This window comes from Flavobacterium sp. LMO6 (assembly GCF_009495795.1).
GTDB lineage: Bacteria > Bacteroidota > Bacteroidia > Flavobacteriales > Flavobacteriaceae > Flavobacterium.
Window position 1 is genome coordinate 1 of record NZ_WIBH01000013.1, and the last position, 16,742, is coordinate 16,742.

The window sequence follows — 16,742 nt, forward strand, 5'->3', positions numbered from 1 at the left end:
CATTAGATTACACAGAAAATGGAGTAGGAAAACAATTTAAAGCCCATTTCTCTTTAATAAGATAAGTTGAAACTTTTACATAAAAAAAGAGCTCATAATATATTATGAGCTCTTTTTTATTTGCTTAACCTATTAAAGATTATTGTATACTGCTATAGCTTCTTTTAAAATTTGTACGGATTTTATTAAATCATCTTTCTTTAAGACATAAGCAATACGTACTTCATCTAAACCAACATTTGGAGTAGAATAGAATCCTGCAGCAGGAGCTACCATTACAGTTTCACCATTTAAATCATAAGATTCTAATAGCCATTGTGCAAATTTATCAGCATTGTCTATAGGTAATTTTGCAATACAGTAGAAAGCTCCTTTAGGAGTAGCCACTTTTAAACCTTCAATTTTGTTTAATTCTGTAATTAAAGTATCTCTACGATCTTTATATTCTGAAATTACATCGTCAAAATAACTTTGGGGTGTTTCTAAAGCAGCTTCACTTGCAATTTGAGCATAAGTTGGAGGACTTAAACGTGCTTGAGCAAATTTCATTGCAGTAGCCATTACTTCTTTGTTTTTTGATACAATACAACCAATTCTAGCTCCACACATACTATATCGTTTAGAAACGGAATCAATCATAATAGCATGTTCTTCTATCCCGGGAACGTTCATAACTGAAAAATGTTTGTCACCATCGTAAATAAATTCACGATATACTTCATCAGCAATTAAAAATAAATCGTGCTTTTTAACAATTTCGGCTAACTTTAAAATTTCTTCCTGAGAATATAAATAACCTGTTGGATTACCAGGATTACATATTAAAATTGCTTTTGTTTTAGGCGTAATTAACTTTTCAAAAGCTTCAATTGGAGGTAAAGCAAAACCTGTTTCAATTCCTGAAATTACAGGAACAACTTTTACTCCTGATGCTGTTGAAAAACCATTATAATTGGCATAAAAAGGCTCAGGAATAATGATTTCATCATCTACATCCATTGTGCTTCCCATTGCAAATAATAAAGCCTCAGATCCACCAGTTGTAATAATGATGTCTTGAGTATCTATAGGTAAACCTTGATTTTTGTAATATTGAGAAAGTTTAGTTCTATAACTTTCAAAACCAGCAGAATGACTGTATTCTAATACTTTAATGTCTGCATTTTTTACAGCTTGTAAAGCTGATTCAGGTGTTTTAATATCGGGTTGTCCAATATTCAAATGGTATACTTTATTACCTTTTTTCTTAGCAATTTCTGCATATGGTACCAATTTTCTTATTGGCGATTCTGGCATTTGTTGCCCTTTAACGGAAACTTTTGGCATGATGTGTTTTTTAAAGATTCGCAAAATTGCAATTTTTTTTTGTGATATTAGTGAAACAACCTATTAAAAAATGTTAAATCAATTAATTAAATTGATGTTTTTCTTATCTTAGAATAAAATTTTTTATGAAAAAAATATTTTTCTTTAACATATTGATTTTATATGCTACAATTTCTTTTGCACAAGATGCTGTTAATTGGAATACAAAAAGAGATAAGATAAAAATACCTTTTGAACTTTCACATAATCTTATTATTGTTGATGTAGTATTTAATGGGGTTAAATTAAAAATGATAGCAGATACAGGAGCGTCTAAAAGTATAGTATTTAGTTTGCCTGAAAATGATTCAATGGTTTTAAATGAAGCTGACTTAATTTCAATTTCAGGTGCCGGAATTAGCGAAAAAGTAGAAGGGTATCTATCAAAAAAAAACAGAATTCAAATTGAAAATTATTTAGACAATGATTTTGAAGCAATTTTTGTTTTCGATAGAGATATAAGTTTAGTTAATAAGTTAGGGATTCCAATAAATGGAATTTTAGGAAGTTCTTTTTTTAAAAACCATTTAATAGAAATTGATTATCAAAGAAAAAAAATGATTTTATATAATTCCAATCAACTAAAAATTAACAAAAACAAGAATAATTATACTGAATCAAAAATTGAAATAGTAAAAGATAGGCCTTATATTTTCATGAAAACTAAATTAGAAACAAATAATTTAGACTTAAAGCTACTTTTTGATACTGGGTTAGGTGATGGATTATGGCTTTTTGAAAATGATAAAATAATATGTAATTCAAACTTTTTTTTAGATTATTTGGGAAAAGGCCTTTCAGGTGATATTTATGGTAAAAAATCTAGAGTTGAAGAGGTAATTTTAGAAAGTGATGTTTTAAAAAATGTTTTAGTTTCTTATCCTGATGTAAGTTTTTTTGATAAAAATATGATTGTTCAAAATAGAAATGGCTCTTTAGGAGGGGAAGTTATTAAACGGTTCAATTGGATTTTAGATTATAAAAATCAAAAAGTTTATTTCAAAAAAAATAATTTGTATGATTTACCCTTTAATTATAACATGTCGGGTATAGAGGTACAACATAGCGGTTTTCATTTTGTTAAGGAGAAAATCGAAAATGCTTTTTCAACGAACGTCATTAATTTAGGTAAAAATTCTGATATTGATGATTATTCTAGTCATTTTACATATGAATTAAAACCAAATTTCGAAATTTATTCCATTCGTAAAAACTCTCCAGGAGAAAAAGCAGGATTACTTGTAGGAGATAAAATTTTAAAAATAAATAATCGATATTCAAATAAACTATCAATACAAAGCATTGTAGATTTATTTCAATCCACGCATGGAAAACATATAACTATAATTGTTGATCGTAACGGAGAAATTTTAACCTTTAAATTTAATTTAGAAAACGTACTATAGCAAAAAGGTCCCAATTTAATTGGGACCTTTTTTATTTATGAGTTTGGAAACGTTTTCTTTTTTACTAAAGGACTAATATCTTCCTTAATAATAACTGTGCCCTTAATTCGTAATGGAACCATGCCGTTTGGTTTATTTATGGCATTACTTTCTACAGTAATGGTTTTGCTAATTGGACCAGGATTCATGTTGTATTGCACTTTTATTTGACTTTTTGCTCCTGGAGCAATTGGTTCTTTAGGCCATTCTGGTACAGTACAACCACAACTCGATTTTACATTTTTAATCAATAAAGGCTCATTACCTGTATTTATAAACTCAAAAATTCGAATCCCATCATCTTTTCCTTTTTCTACGTCGCCATAATTAATGGTTTCTTCTTTAAATTCAATTTTTGCACCAGATTGAGCAAATGAAGATATTCCAAATAAAACAGTTAAATAAACAAGTAATTTTTTCATCATTTTATAAATTAATAGGTTGTTGTAAAATTAATTAAATAAAAGCAACCAACAAACTACTCCCAACATTTTTTTTATTTTCGCTATATAGTTACTTTTGCACTTAGTTATACAAAAAACATACCAAAGTAAATTTGGGAATGTTAAAAAGATCAGTTAATCTGTTCAACGATTCAACAATTAAATAAGAAAACAATATAATGATTCCTGCACAATTCAACGCTAAAGAAGTAGAACAAAAGTGGTACGACTACTGGATGAAAAACGATTATTTTACATCTAAACCCGACCACAGAACGCCGTACACCATTGTAATTCCGCCACCAAATGTAACGGGAGTTTTACACATGGGACACATGTTGAATAACACCATTCAAGACGTATTAATTCGTCGTGCGCGTTTAAAAGGCTTCAACGCTTGTTGGGTACCAGGAACAGATCATGCCTCTATTGCAACTGAAGCTAAAGTAGTAGCCAAGTTAAAAGAAGAAGGGATTAATAAAAATGATTTAACTCGTGAAGAATTCCTAAAGCACGCTTGGGAATGGACAGATAAATATGGAGGAACCATTTTAGAGCAATTAAAACAATTAGGTTGTTCTTGTGATTGGAGTCGTACTAAGTTTACTATGGATGACGATATGTCAGCTTCGGTAATTCACTCATTTGTAGATTTATACAACAAAGGATTAATTTACCGTGGTTATCGCATGGTAAACTGGGATCCTGAGGCTAAAACAACATTATCAGACGAAGAAGTAATTTTTGAAGAACGTCAAGGAAAATTATATTTCATCAAATATAAAATCGAAGGTTCGGAAGATTTCTTAACCGTTGCAACTACACGTCCTGAAACTATTTTTGGTGATACTGCTATTTGTATCAATCCAAATGATGAGCGTTTTGCACATTTAAAAGGGAAGAAAGCAATAGTTCCAATTTGTGGTAGAGTTATTCCAATCATTGAAGATGATTATGTTGATGTAGAATTTGGTACAGGTTGTTTAAAAGTAACACCTGCTCATGATACCAACGATAAAACCTTAGGTGATAAACACAATTTAGAAATCATCGATATTTTCAATGAAGATGCTACTTTGAATTCTTTCGGTATGCATTATCAGGGAAAAGATCGTTTTGTAGTTCGTGAAGAAATTGCCAAAGAATTAGAAGAAAAAGGTGCTTTGGCTAAAACCGAAATACATTTAAATAAAGTAGGAACTTCTGAAAGAACCAAAGCGGTAATCGAACCAAGATTATCAGATCAATGGTTCTTAAGCATGGAAGAATTAGTAAAACCTGCTATCAAAGCGGTTTTGGAATCAAACGAAATCAAATTATATCCAAGTCGTTTTAATAATACTTATGCCCATTGGTTAAACAACATTCGCGATTGGAATATTTCGCGTCAATTGTGGTGGGGACAACAAATTCCGGCTTACTATTTTGGTGATGGAAAAGAAGATTTCGTAGTTGCAGAAAACATTGAAAAAGCCCTTGAGCTTGCGAAAGAAAAAACTCGTAACCCGAAACTCGAAACTCGTGACTTACGTCAAGATGCTGATGCTCTTGATACTTGGTTCTCTTCATGGTTATGGCCAATGGCTGTTTTTGGAGGTGTTTTAAATCCAGAAAATGAAGATTTTAAATATTATTATCCTACCAATGATTTAGTTACAGGTCCAGATATTTTATTCTTCTGGGTAGCACGTATGATTATTGCTGGTTATGAATATGCAGGCGAAAAACCATTTTCAAACGTATATTTAACAGGATTAGTTCGTGATAAGCAAGGTCGTAAAATGTCGAAATCATTAGGGAATTCACCTGAACCATTGGGACTAATTGAAAAATTTGGAGCAGATGGTGTTCGAGTGGGATTGTTATTGAGTGCTTCGGCAGGAAATGATATTTTATTCGACGAAGAATTATGTAACCAAGGAAAAGGTTTCTCTAATAAAATTTGGAATGCTTTCAAACTAATCAAAGGTTGGGAAGTGGCTGATATTGCACAACCAGAATCTTCAAAAGTAGCGATTGAATGGTACGAAGCGAAGTTGCAACAAACCTTAGCCGAAATCGAAGATAATTTTGATAAATACAGATTATCCGATGCCTTAATGGCGATTTACAAATTGGTTTGGGACGATTTTTGTTCGTGGTTCTTAGAAATGATAAAACCAGGTTACCAACAACCAATCGACCGTGCTACGTTTGACAAAGCAATTGAAATGTTAGAAGCTAACTTGAAATTGTTACATCCGTTCATGCCGTTTTTAACAGAGGAAATTTGGCATCATATTGCAGAAAGATCTCCAGAACAAGCGTTGATAGTAGGTGAGTGGCCAACAGTAAAAGCATATAACGACCAATTAATTACCGATTTTGATTTCGCTACCGAAGTAATTTCTGGAATTAGAACCATTCGTAAAGATAAAAACATTCCGTTTAGAGATGTAATTGAATTGCGTGTGATGAATAACGAAAAGGCATCAACTTATTTCGATTCTGTAATCATGAAATTAGGTAACGTAGTTGATTTAATGTATGTAGATGAAAAAGTAGATGGAGCATTATCGTATCGTGTAAAATCAAACGAATACTTTATTCCAATTACTGGAAATATTGATGTGGAAGCTGAAGTAGCTAAATTAACTGAAGAATTAAACTACACCAAAGGGTTCTTACGTTCAGTACAAGGAAAATTATCTAACGAAAAATTCGTAGCGGGAGCACCCGAACAAGTAATAGCAAACGAACGTAAAAAAGAAGCCGACGCTTTAGCAAAAATCGCTATGATTGAGCAAAGTTTAGCGGGTTTGAAATAACAGTATAATTAAATGTATTCTTATTCATTTATAGTTGTAAAAACTTTAAAATAAATAAAAAAGGCTTGAATAATTAATATTATTCAAGCCTTTAAAGTTATGTAAATAAGTTGTTTAAAAAATCTTAGTATAAAGTTTTTCGTTCTACATATATGCCATTAGCTAATTTAATTTTTACAATTAAAGGAGCACGTTCTTGCGATAAAGGTATTATGAATTCTTTATTATTGATATTGTTCTTTAAGTATATAGTTCTACCAAGTAAGTCAAATACCTTTATTGATTCAATATTTTCAACATTAGATATTACTTCTAATTTATCGTTATTAACTATAATTACTGATTTATCTGTATCAAAGTCTGGATTACTTAAAGTTTCATTATTGAAAATCAATTGAAATCTTGTATTGTTTTCTCCTTGTGGCGCTGTAAATGTATATGGCGACAATTTAATTTCATGAATTACATTTAATTGAGTATCTAATAAGAATACATCTTGATTTACAAATAAACCATCTAACGTGTGTATTGCAATAGTAAAATTGCCTGCTTGTCCTGCATTAAATCCTAAAGAAATAAAATCTGAATTATTAAATGGTAATCCTTTACCTTGAATACTCATTTTGTCATTACCAATTAAGGAATAAATAGATGTTGTTGATGGAGTTACACTTGATGATGAGTCATATAATCTATCTTTGCCATCTGTTGCATTTTCAATATATCCAACAACTGTTCTACTGTATGCATTAGCACCATTCACAATATCAATCCAAATTCTATTTTTTTCTATATTTTGAGTTGCATTTTCAGAATTTCTGAAGAATTGAGTATTACTATAAGCACTTCCAGATGCATCTAATCTCATACTATTTTTAAATTTAATAGTACTTGATGCTGCAATTGGGGAAGCATTATCATCATTATCGTATTTTACAAAAAATGCTTGGCCAGCAGGAATAAAACCATTATAGGTGTCAGGGCCTGATTGTGAACCAGATAAGTTATAAATAATATAGTCACTTGGGCTGTAATTGTAAGTAAAGTTTCCATAGAAAGGATTTGTATTTGCACTTGATATTGGAGAACTGTGTGTCCAAATTGCAATTGAACCTTCAATAGCTGTATTATTACTATCTGTTAAAAACTCATCTGCACTAATTGCAGAAGGATAAGGATTACCTACTAAATTCCAGTTGTCATTGTAACCAGCAATATTTCTTCTGTGTACATCAACAGTTAATTCACCATTAAAAGGTACCCCAGTAAAATTTCTTGTTGCTATACCTCTCATAATAACTCCTTTTCCTGCAGTTAATGCTTGTCCTGCAGCACCCACCCAGTTTCCACTAGTTCCAGCTGCATTATTCCAAAAATAATTCAAGCCAGTACTTGGTACGGTTTGACTGCTTACTGGTGAAGACCAATAAACATAATCAGTGTTTAAAACAGTTTGAGGTGATGTTCTCTTATATGTTATATTTCCTGTATTTGTTACATCATTAATTTGTATTAAAGAACTATTGTTTTCAAATATTATACTACCACCAGTAACCGTAATTGCATCTAACAATTTAATAGTATGATTTGAATTAATGATAACATTTCCAGAATTTACAGTACAACTACAACCTTCTAGGCTCTCTGTTGAGCTAAAATTTCCATTAAATATTAATTCTTTATTAGCTGCAGGAGCACTCGACCATGACCCATTGTATGTTGCTGATTCAACTGTTAAGGTTACTGTGTCTGTTTTTGGACAACTTCCTAATGTTGATGTAGCAGTATAAGTACGAGTTGCTGTTGGTTTTGCCCATAAATCTGTAGCATGACCACCAGTATAAGCAGTAGTACAAGCCTCATCAGTGTATAAATCAGTTGTTGGAGACCAAGTTATATTTTGTCCAGTTCCAACGATACTAAAATTGTCTATTGCCCAATACCAAGCCCAAGAAGCATTATACTGAAATCTTATTTGAATTGATGGATTACCGATGTAAGAATCAAGATTAATTGTTTTTAATGCAAAATTTGTTGCTGAGCCTTGATCACTAGTATAAGTTTCTAAATCTATCCATGTTACACCATTTGTGCTAATTTGTACTTTTGCAATATCTGTTGCACCTAAATTATTAAAATAATGATAGAAATTTAAAGTTGCAGTGGTAAAACCTTCTAAACTAAAAGCAGGAGAGGTTAATGAAGTATCTGTTGTGCCTCCTGATCCTTGACTATCACTATTTGACATTACAAAATCTGTATTATCATTGCTAAAAAACGAAGCGCCCGATAAATATAGAGCCCAAGCAGCATTTGCAGGTGTTCCGCCAGTAGAATTATTTGATTGAGTCCATCCAGTTACAGCTCCGTTAAAATCTTCAGTTAGGATAGAAACATTGATAAAATCGCCCCCACTTGCACTTAATGTTTGTACAGTATTCTTACATACTGTTTCATCTGAATTAGCTATTACAACATCTGCTGGCGCAGGATTAACTGTAATTGTTATTGTCTGTGTGTTTGTCATTCCTGCACCATTATCACCTGAAACAGTATAGGTTGTAGTTGTTGATGGATTGGCTGTTACTGTTGCGCCAGTAGTTGTGTTTAATCCTGTAGCAGGAGACCAGCTATAGGTATATGAAGCACTACTTGAAGCAGTTAAATCTACAGAGTTTCCATTACAAATTGTAGTTGAACCAGATGGTGTAATGGTAATTGGGTCAGGTTCAGAAACCACGGATAACTTATAATCCTCGGCTTCTCCAAATGAAATATTTGAACAAGGATCTGGATTTAAACTATTCCACCAAGCTCTAACGCGCATTCTATAATCTCCAAGAGGAGTACCAACAGGTATTGTTATTGTACCAGTAAAACCAGTAGCTGTTGCTGTTGCATTATACAATCTTTCTGTAACTTCAAAAACACCATTGTTATTAAAATCAACCCAAATACTTAGGCCATGTGATCCACCGTTATAAGTTTCAGCAAAGTTTAAAACACCACCAGCATATTGACTTGCTGAGATTGTTGAATAAAAATCACCATAACCAGTTCCTGAAAGTGTAGTTGGAGTGTTATTAATATTAGTTATACCTCCAGTTGTTGAAAATCCTGAAATGTAATCAGAGGTATATGTCGATGTAGGTGAACAATATGTAACTGTTAAAGTAGCACTATTTGAAAAAGAAGAAGTACCACAAATATTTGTTGCACTTGCTCTATATAAATATCCATTCATGCTAAAAGTTACACCTGTAATTGTTAAAGTAGCTGTTGTAGCAGTTGAATAAACACCACCATTAGAAACGGTTGACCAACTGGTTCCTCCATTTGTACTTACTTCCCATGTGTAACTAATAGGAGTATTTGATGCTACTACTGTAAATGAAGTATTAGTTCCACCAGCAACAGTTGTATTTGATGGATTTGTTGTAATTGAAGGAGTTTGAGAAAGAATTGTTAATGAACCAACTGTAGAAGTAACCGAGCAACTGCCATTACTTACAACTACATCAAAATTTCCTGCATCTCCAGCAGCTGGATTAGTAATTGTTAATGTAGCAGTATCTACACCACTATATATACCTCCTTCAGTAAGATTTACGCCATTTCGTCTCCATTGATAAATAGTTACACCAGTAGCTTCAACATTAAAAGTTACTGTACCTGAAGTACAAATGCTTGTATCAATTGGTTGAGTATTTATAACAGGATTTGCAATAATAGTAAAAGTTTGTGATGAGGTTGCAGATCCATTTGGTGTTGTCACTTGTACAGTTCCTGTTGTACCTGAACCAACGGTAACGGTTACTGAAGTAGCAGTATTTCCTGTTATTGTTGCAGCAGTACCACCAATAGTTACCGCTGTAGCTCCAGATAAATTTGTACCATTAATAACCAATGTTGAACCTTGGCATCCTGAAGAATTACTTAAATTTGTTATAGTTGGGCTTGGAGGTGAGGTAACACATATTCCAAACGTACCATTATTGTTATTTCCAAATTCCCAAACACGAACATAAATAGTTGTTCCAGGGGTTAATCCAGTTCTGGTAATAGATGACATTAAACCATTTAAACTGTCATCATCATCACATTCTAATTCTGTAAGCGAACCACATGTTCCAGTATACCAAGCCATACCACTATCAGTCATAACTCCAGTTTGTGTATCAACTGTAACAATGCCATTAGATGGAACAACAAAACTAAACCATACATCACCTCCAGAATATGAAGCACAACTTGGTGCAGGTTCTCCAGATGTTGAAGTAGCATTAGCGTTTGTATAAGTAGTATAAGAACAACTTGTATTTACAGTAAGAGATATTGCACCAGCACAATCGTCATTAGATGGAGGATAAACACATGACCCATCATCGATCGTTGCAAGCGGATTGTAATTGATAGAGGCTGGATCTGTACAACCAGTTACTGCCCCACAAGAACCTGAACCAAGTGTAAACACGTTAGTTTGACTTCCATAATTTCCATTACCACTAATGCCGTTTGAAAGAGACCAAGTAATTTCACCTGGATATGATCCAGGAGCCATATTTATTGAATAACAACCATCGGGTAAACATAATGTTTCAGATCCTGAAGCTCCACCAATTGAATAAGGACCATAACTATCACCTAAATCATTTGTTAAAGTGATAGTCCCTCCATTCCAACCGTCACCCCATGAGTCATTCATTGTTAAAGTAACAGAATTATTCAAACATGGTAAAGAATAAGTTACTGAAATAGTAATATGATCAACACTGGCTGTCCGGTTTCTGGAATTACTATTGTATACAGCTAAGACAACACCAAAATTGCTACTGTTAATATCTGCAGCTGTTAATGAGGCATTCCAATTATCCGTAACTCCTCCATAAGTAGCTACAGCTTCAGTTGTTGGCCAATTTGTACTAGTTATAGCTTTATTATTTCCTACTATAGTACCTGAGCTATTGACTAAACTAATTACATTGTCTCGAATACCACCTCCGCTTGCTGAGCGTTCTATATTCACTGTTACACCCAAAATTGTTGCATTCGCAGGAATAGAAAATCCAAAATTTGAAGCTCTCAAATAATTAGAAGTTATAGTACTAGCCAAAGTATTGGTAGTTGATCTAGAATTATTACTTGTATAAATTCTTGTTGGGTTATTCCAGGCAACTGTACCTAAATCAGTCATATTAGTACCTGTACCAGTATTATTGGGGCCAACGGTTGTTTGTCCATAAATACTTCCAATTCCTAAAACAAAAAACGATAAAGTAATAATTAGAATTTTGAAAATTGAATTAGCACCAGAAAAAAAAGAGTATTTTCTTCTTTTTAAGATTTTTTTTTCATCAATATTAAAAGTAGTATTGAAGGTTTTAAAGCATAACTTTCCCATATAAAATGAATTTATTTTTTAAAATTAAATATGTAGGGGAAGGTTAATACCAACTATAAAAGTTGAGTATTAAGTAATAAGTTGGTACTTACGTAGAATAACTGTATCTTATTTAAGAATAACTGATTACGATTGTAAATGTATTCTTTTTTAATATAGGTCGATGAAATAATCGATTAAATGCAATATTTTAACGATATAAAGTTTATATTGATATAGAATAAAGTTTTTTTATATGAAAATCATTATTATTAAGGTGTTTTTTTGAAAGATTTATTAAATTATTATTACTTAATTAAGAAATTAAACAAAAAAAAACACCTCCAAAAAGGAGGTGTTTTAAAATAAAAGAACATTAACGTTTAATGTTCTTTTATTTTTTCTAAAGCAGAATCTAAAGTGCGCTCTACTTTTCCAAGTGCTTCAAAAAATGCTTTTTCAGTAGTATCAGCAAAAGCAGTTACAGCTATAGGTTGTTTTTTTTCAATTCGTGCTTCAATAACACATTTTTTATCGTTTTTTCCAGTTTTGTTCGCGTTTTCGTCGCTTACATGAACTTCAACTCGGGTAACAAGATTGTCAAATCTAGACAATTCGTTGTTTATTTCTGTAGTGAAAAATTCAACCAAACGGCTGCTACCTTCAATATTTTTATCGGTGTTTATTTGTACTAACATGATTTAATAGTGTTAAATTAATAATACTTAAAGTTACGAAAATTAATTCGTAAATCAAAATAAGCATTTAATAATTAACATAATCTTGATTAAGAAAACCTATACTTTGCCGTTATTTTTAACGCTTAAGTTTTTTATATTCTCTAATTAACGTTTTAAGGTCACGGTTAGAAGTAACATCAATAACTTTATCTGACAAAAAATGGCCAAAATTAAAATGAGTACTATATTTTTTTGTGCTTAATTCTTTTGAAATAATATCAAGGTCATTTCTTAAAAACTGCTTTTCATTTTCCATTTTTTTTAAAGTTTCAAATTTATCTTTAAAATCTCTTCTAAAAGTTGTTGTGTTAAATGGAATGGAATGCAGTATTTGCATTTGCTTTTTAGATTTTAAATCTAAGCTATCAATAATTTTAGAGGCTATATTTTCAATTTCTTTTCGTTGTAATGTACTTAAATCATTAGGAAGAAATGAAACTACAAAGTCTTTTTTTTCTTTTTTTTCGGGTTTTGCTATTTTTTCAGGTTCGTTGGTATTTATGTAGCCACTGCCAAAGCACTTTGCACATTTTGCATTTAAACCTTCGCAAGAACAAATTTGAACTGCCATAATTGTTTGTTTTTTTAGTTTTCTGAATCGGCATTAAGCGGTTTCATTCAACCTTCTAAACACAGTTCGTTATTGATGTCAAAGATACAAAAAAGCGACAGATTTTAATTTAAATAGCGCATCGATCTAAGTATTATTTAATCAGCTACAAATTCTAAAATATCACCTGGTTGACAATCTAACACTTTGCAAATGGCTTCTAGCGTACTAAAACGCACTGCTTTAGCCTTTCCGGTTTTTAAAATGGATAAATTAGCTAAGGTAATGTCTACTTTTTCAGAAAGTTCGTTGAGCGACATTTTTCGTTTTGCCATCATTACATCTAAGTTTACTACTATTGCCATAATTTAAACTGTTAATTCGTTTTCTTCCTGAATTTCTATACCGCGCTTAAAAATTTGTGCTATGACTAACAATGTAATCCCCATAAACAGCCACACATCGCCACCCGCTATTTTTAAATGTTGTATTGATGGAATAGTAACGCCTTGTTGTATTATTTTTTCCGAAAAATTACTTCCCCATATGGCAAAAAAACCAATTCCTAATGTCAAATATGCTACACTAAAAATAAAACGATAGACCTCTTTATTAAAAGGTTGTGCTAAATTTAATTTTTTATCGTGAATAATTTTTATAATTAAATAAAATAGAATTGCTTTTAAAACCGCCACAATACTAATAAGTGAAGTGAGCGTAACAAAATAGCTTTGGTTAAATTGATACAACGAAGACAAATCAATATGATTCCAAAAATAAGAAGAGCTTACTGAATTAATAAACAAAGTAAAAAAGGTGTTCACTAAAAAACCACCCGCATCTATACTAAGCCCAATAAAGATAATCCAGGACAATACATACAATACATTTAGCATCTGTTGTGCACTAATTTTAATTTCCATATTTGTAAATATTAAAAGTTGATGATGCAAATTTCAATAAAAATTTATTGAAAAACAATAAAAATATACTATTTTTTGATAAATATTATAAAACAGTTGTGTTTGGTTGGGTTTTGGGAATAAAAAAACTCCCGATATAGTAGTCGGGAGTTTTAAAATATTTTTAATCTGATTATTAATTTTCTAATTTACTCAAATCTTCATTTGTAAATACTCTAAAAGCAAATTTGTAACCTTCATATCCTGCAATTCCGTAGAATAAAATATCCATAATACTAAATGATTCTTTCATTGCAGTTGGAACTAAAGAATAATCAATTCCTAATAAGGTTTCAATATAACCTATGCCTTCAGCATTAGCAACAAAACCAATTAAGGAAAGGAAATTCCCTATAAAACAACTTAAAACAGCTATTACAGCACCTGAAATTCCGTAAATTTGGTCAATTCCTTTTCCAAAATAACGTAATGTATATCCAACTCCTGCACCAATTGCTACTGCCATATAGCCAATTTGAAATTCTGTTGCAACCGTTATTGCAGCCCAAAGTGCGGCTCCTAATAAACCAACTAATAAACTTGTTCCTATTCCAAGACCTAAATTTTGTTCACTTCTTAACTTATCTAAAGCTTTTTCACTTAATTGGATTTCCTGAGCCGTTAAAGGATCAGCGGTTTCAATGAATTGGTCAACCTGTACGGAATGGTCTTTTGTAAAATCTTTACATTCTCCAATAAAATTGGCTTTATCATCTGTAATCTTGCAAAGAATACCTTGTTCAATATCCATTTTTCGGTTTGTACACAGTTTACAAATAGCTACATGTTCTTCTCTTGTCATAAAGTTAGTATTAGTTATATACCAAATATAAAAAAAGTTTTGTAGTATTTTACTATCAAATTAATTTTTGCCAATTTTTTTAAAAAATAGTTGTTTAGTAGTTTTGTAAACTTACTACAGACACTATTTAAGATAGTTCAAAAAGAATGTTAGGTTTTACTCTTTTTTACTTCCGCTAATTACTCTTGAAATCAATCCTTTTTCTGTAGTACATTCGGCAAGTAAAACACCTCCAAAATGCAATATCATAAATCCAAGTAAATAGTATAATGAAAGAACATGTATTTCTTCCATTGGGTCTTTTATAGTTTTAGGACCAAATTCAATTAACAAACCACTAATTAATGAAATAGCAGTACATACATAAAATACAATATAAACCCAAAATTGAAATTTGATTTTTGCATCTAATCCAGCTTTAAAAGGAGAAGAAAATTTCATTTCTCCAAAAAATGGCACTGCTAAACGAATACAATACAATCCAGTTAACACAAAACCAAAATAGATATGCCAATTCCACATGGGTTTTCTGATTTTTTTTGCCAATACAATTGCATCGTCTTGCGATAAAGCCGAATAGCCATTATCAGTTAAAAACGCCTGAATTATTCCAGCTACATGATTTTTTTCCATCCAAGTTTTGCGTAAAAAAATAGTCAGTAACAAGAAAAGAAAAGTAAAAGCAATTAACCAATGTAAAATACGGTAGACTTTAGAATAATTTCGGGCTTCCATGATATAATGTTTTATGTTATTCAAATGTAAGGAATAGTTTTAAGGTTTAAAATTATTTTATTTTGAAACACACGTTTACATAGTTTTTTCTCCCTTTACGAAATCTTTCTTTTCCATATGGTTACAAAAAGGTATTTTAACTTCGTTAAATCTTCTATCTAAGTCTGAAAAACTATCCCTAAAACGAGTTCATCTGTAAGCCAATTATTAAATATTTAAATTAAACTAACTATCTTTGATAAAATTATAAAACTCCCAAAATGAAATCTAAAATTCTTTTATTCGCTTTTATCCTTTTTCAAACTATTCTAGTTACCGCTCAAGATATGACTTCACTTAAAACCGAAGCACTAAAATCGTACAAAGCGAGTGTAAATATGAATTTTGACGATATTTTTGAAACTACTTATCCAAAAGTTTTTGAAATTATTCCGCAAGATCAAATGAAAACAATGTTTGGACAAATGATGGAAAACGAACAATTTTCTATCAAATTGGTTGAAGTTGAACCAGATTTTTCTTTTGGTGAAATTAAAAAAATTGAAGATAAATCGTTTTGCTTTGTTAACTATAATAATGTAATGATTATGAAGTTTAAAGCTCCAATGGAAGATGCAGATTCTATGGTAGGAATTTTTAAATCATCTATGGAAGCCGATAAAGTAACATATGATAAAGCAAATAATTCATTCCGAATTGAAATGCGTTCTACACTAATTGCTGTTGCGGATGATGCCACAAAAAATAAATGGAAATTTTTAAATAAAGACAAAGAAAATAAAATGTTTTCTATGATTTTTAATGAGAAAATAGTAAAAGCCTTAGGATTATAAAATGAGCGAAAATACAATTACATACACCGAATTTTTCAACCAAGTTAGAGCCAGTATCGCCAATGGTACTTTTGCTAAATTAACGCTAGCTAAAACTGTTGGAAACCCAGAATTACAAAATATTTACGTAAAAACTATCGTAGAAGACAATATCTTAAAATTGTCGATGACGTATAAAATTTACACCACCGAAAAGCAAGAATTGATTAAAATTTGCAATTTAGACGATTTAGAAGCGGAGTTAATTCCGCACATCAACAATCCGTTTTTATCTGCTTTGTTATTTACAACTGAAGCTGATATTAACCTGAAATTAAACAAAAAACGCGTGGCAAGGATTGATGAACAAGCGCCAACGTTCAAAAATGCAGATGCCAATTTGGTGGAGTTTTTAAGTTCAAAGTAAAATGAAATACACAAATTTTAATAAATGGTTATTTATAATTATTGGAGGTTTTATTGCTTCAATTTTTAGCTTTACAGTTTTATACTATTTATTAATCCCAGACCTATGTTATTATCATTCTCATAAAATGAATTTCATCATGAGTTTATTCTTTACAGCTTATCCTGGAAGTAACGGACATCCCGAACCAAATTTGACAAATTTTATCGTTTCTTTTTTAGTAGGAAGTTTAATAGGCTTTGTGATTTTTAAAAAGTTTTCTAAGAATTAAATT

At 31.1% G+C, this 16,742-nt stretch carries 14 protein-coding genes; 5 read left to right on the top strand and 9 right to left on the bottom strand.

Annotation, left to right across the window (positions count from 1 at the left end):
* Nucleotides 1-132: 132 nt before the first annotated feature.
* Nucleotides 133-1,326, bottom strand: a complete 1,194-nt coding sequence (locus GFJ99_RS11985) for a pyridoxal phosphate-dependent aminotransferase (protein ID WP_008253966.1) — start codon at nt 1,324-1,326, stop codon at nt 133-135.
* 125 nt (nt 1,327-1,451) lie between these two features.
* Here GFJ99_RS11985 and GFJ99_RS11990 point away from each other — a divergent pair, with 125 nt between their 5' ends.
* Nucleotides 1,452-2,771, top strand: a complete 1,320-nt coding sequence (locus GFJ99_RS11990) for a PDZ domain-containing protein (protein ID WP_008253965.1) — start codon at nt 1,452-1,454, stop codon at nt 2,769-2,771.
* A 35-nt stretch (nt 2,772-2,806) separates the two neighbouring features.
* On the opposite strand, the gene GFJ99_RS11995 is transcribed toward GFJ99_RS11990, so the two are convergent.
* Nucleotides 2,807-3,232: a DUF1573 domain-containing protein gene (locus GFJ99_RS11995; RefSeq protein WP_162523976.1), complete on the bottom strand. Its 426-nt coding sequence runs from the start codon at nt 3,230-3,232 to the stop codon at nt 2,807-2,809.
* Nucleotides 3,233-3,429: 197 nt separating this feature from the next.
* On the opposite strand from GFJ99_RS11995, the gene GFJ99_RS12000 reads away from it, so the two are divergent.
* Nucleotides 3,430-6,060: a valine--tRNA ligase gene (locus GFJ99_RS12000; RefSeq protein WP_040470153.1), complete on the top strand. Its 2,631-nt coding sequence runs from the start codon at nt 3,430-3,432 to the stop codon at nt 6,058-6,060.
* A 124-nt stretch (nt 6,061-6,184) separates the two neighbouring features.
* Here the strand turns inward: GFJ99_RS12000 and GFJ99_RS12005 are convergent, their stop codons facing one another.
* The 7 genes from GFJ99_RS12005 to GFJ99_RS12035 all read right to left on the bottom strand — a co-directional run bounded on the left by GFJ99_RS12005 (nt 6,185) and on the right by GFJ99_RS12035 (nt 15,229).
* Nucleotides 6,185-11,461: a GEVED domain-containing protein gene (locus GFJ99_RS12005; RefSeq protein WP_153209117.1), complete on the bottom strand. Its 5,277-nt coding sequence runs from the start codon at nt 11,459-11,461 to the stop codon at nt 6,185-6,187.
* A 362-nt stretch (nt 11,462-11,823) separates the two neighbouring features.
* Entirely contained in the window at nt 11,824-12,138 is a 315-nt protein-coding gene (locus GFJ99_RS12010; protein WP_153209119.1) for an HPF/RaiA family ribosome-associated protein, read from the bottom strand.
* A gap of 118 nt (nt 12,139-12,256) precedes the next feature.
* The gene (locus GFJ99_RS12015; RefSeq protein ID WP_153209120.1) at nt 12,257-12,751 is read right to left on the bottom strand and encodes a hypothetical protein; all 495 of its coding nucleotides are present in this window, start codon (nt 12,749-12,751) and stop codon (nt 12,257-12,259) included.
* 137 nt (nt 12,752-12,888) lie between these two features.
* Nucleotides 12,889-13,095 (bottom strand): helix-turn-helix transcriptional regulator, encoded by a 207-nt coding sequence (locus GFJ99_RS12020; RefSeq protein ID WP_153209122.1) that lies wholly within the window; start codon nt 13,093-13,095, stop codon nt 12,889-12,891.
* Nucleotides 13,096-13,098: 3 nt separating this feature from the next.
* A complete protein-coding gene (locus tag GFJ99_RS12025) occupies nt 13,099-13,653 on the bottom strand; it encodes a DUF2975 domain-containing protein (protein WP_153209124.1) in 555 nt (184 codons plus the stop codon).
* Nucleotides 13,654-13,828: 175 nt separating this feature from the next.
* A complete protein-coding gene (locus tag GFJ99_RS12030) occupies nt 13,829-14,494 on the bottom strand; it encodes a hypothetical protein (RefSeq protein WP_153209126.1) in 666 nt (221 codons plus the stop codon).
* Nucleotides 14,495-14,650: 156 nt separating this feature from the next.
* Entirely contained in the window at nt 14,651-15,229 is a 579-nt protein-coding gene (locus GFJ99_RS12035) for a cytochrome b/b6 domain-containing protein (protein ID WP_153209191.1), read from the bottom strand.
* A gap of 260 nt (nt 15,230-15,489) precedes the next feature.
* Between GFJ99_RS12035 and GFJ99_RS12040 the strand changes: the two genes are divergently transcribed.
* From GFJ99_RS12040 to GFJ99_RS12050, 3 genes are read left to right on the top strand one after another with little or no spacing between them, the layout of a single operon-like run.
* Nucleotides 15,490-16,062: a hypothetical protein gene (locus tag GFJ99_RS12040; protein WP_008253956.1), complete on the top strand. Its 573-nt coding sequence runs from the start codon at nt 15,490-15,492 to the stop codon at nt 16,060-16,062.
* A 1-nt stretch (nt 16,063) separates the two neighbouring features.
* Nucleotides 16,064-16,468, top strand: a complete 405-nt coding sequence (locus GFJ99_RS12045; protein ID WP_153209128.1) for a hypothetical protein — start codon at nt 16,064-16,066, stop codon at nt 16,466-16,468.
* A gap of 1 nt (nt 16,469) precedes the next feature.
* Nucleotides 16,470-16,739, top strand: coding sequence for a hypothetical protein (locus GFJ99_RS12050; RefSeq protein ID WP_153209130.1), 270 nt, complete (start codon nt 16,470-16,472; stop codon nt 16,737-16,739).
* Nucleotides 16,740-16,742 lie beyond the last annotated feature (3 nt).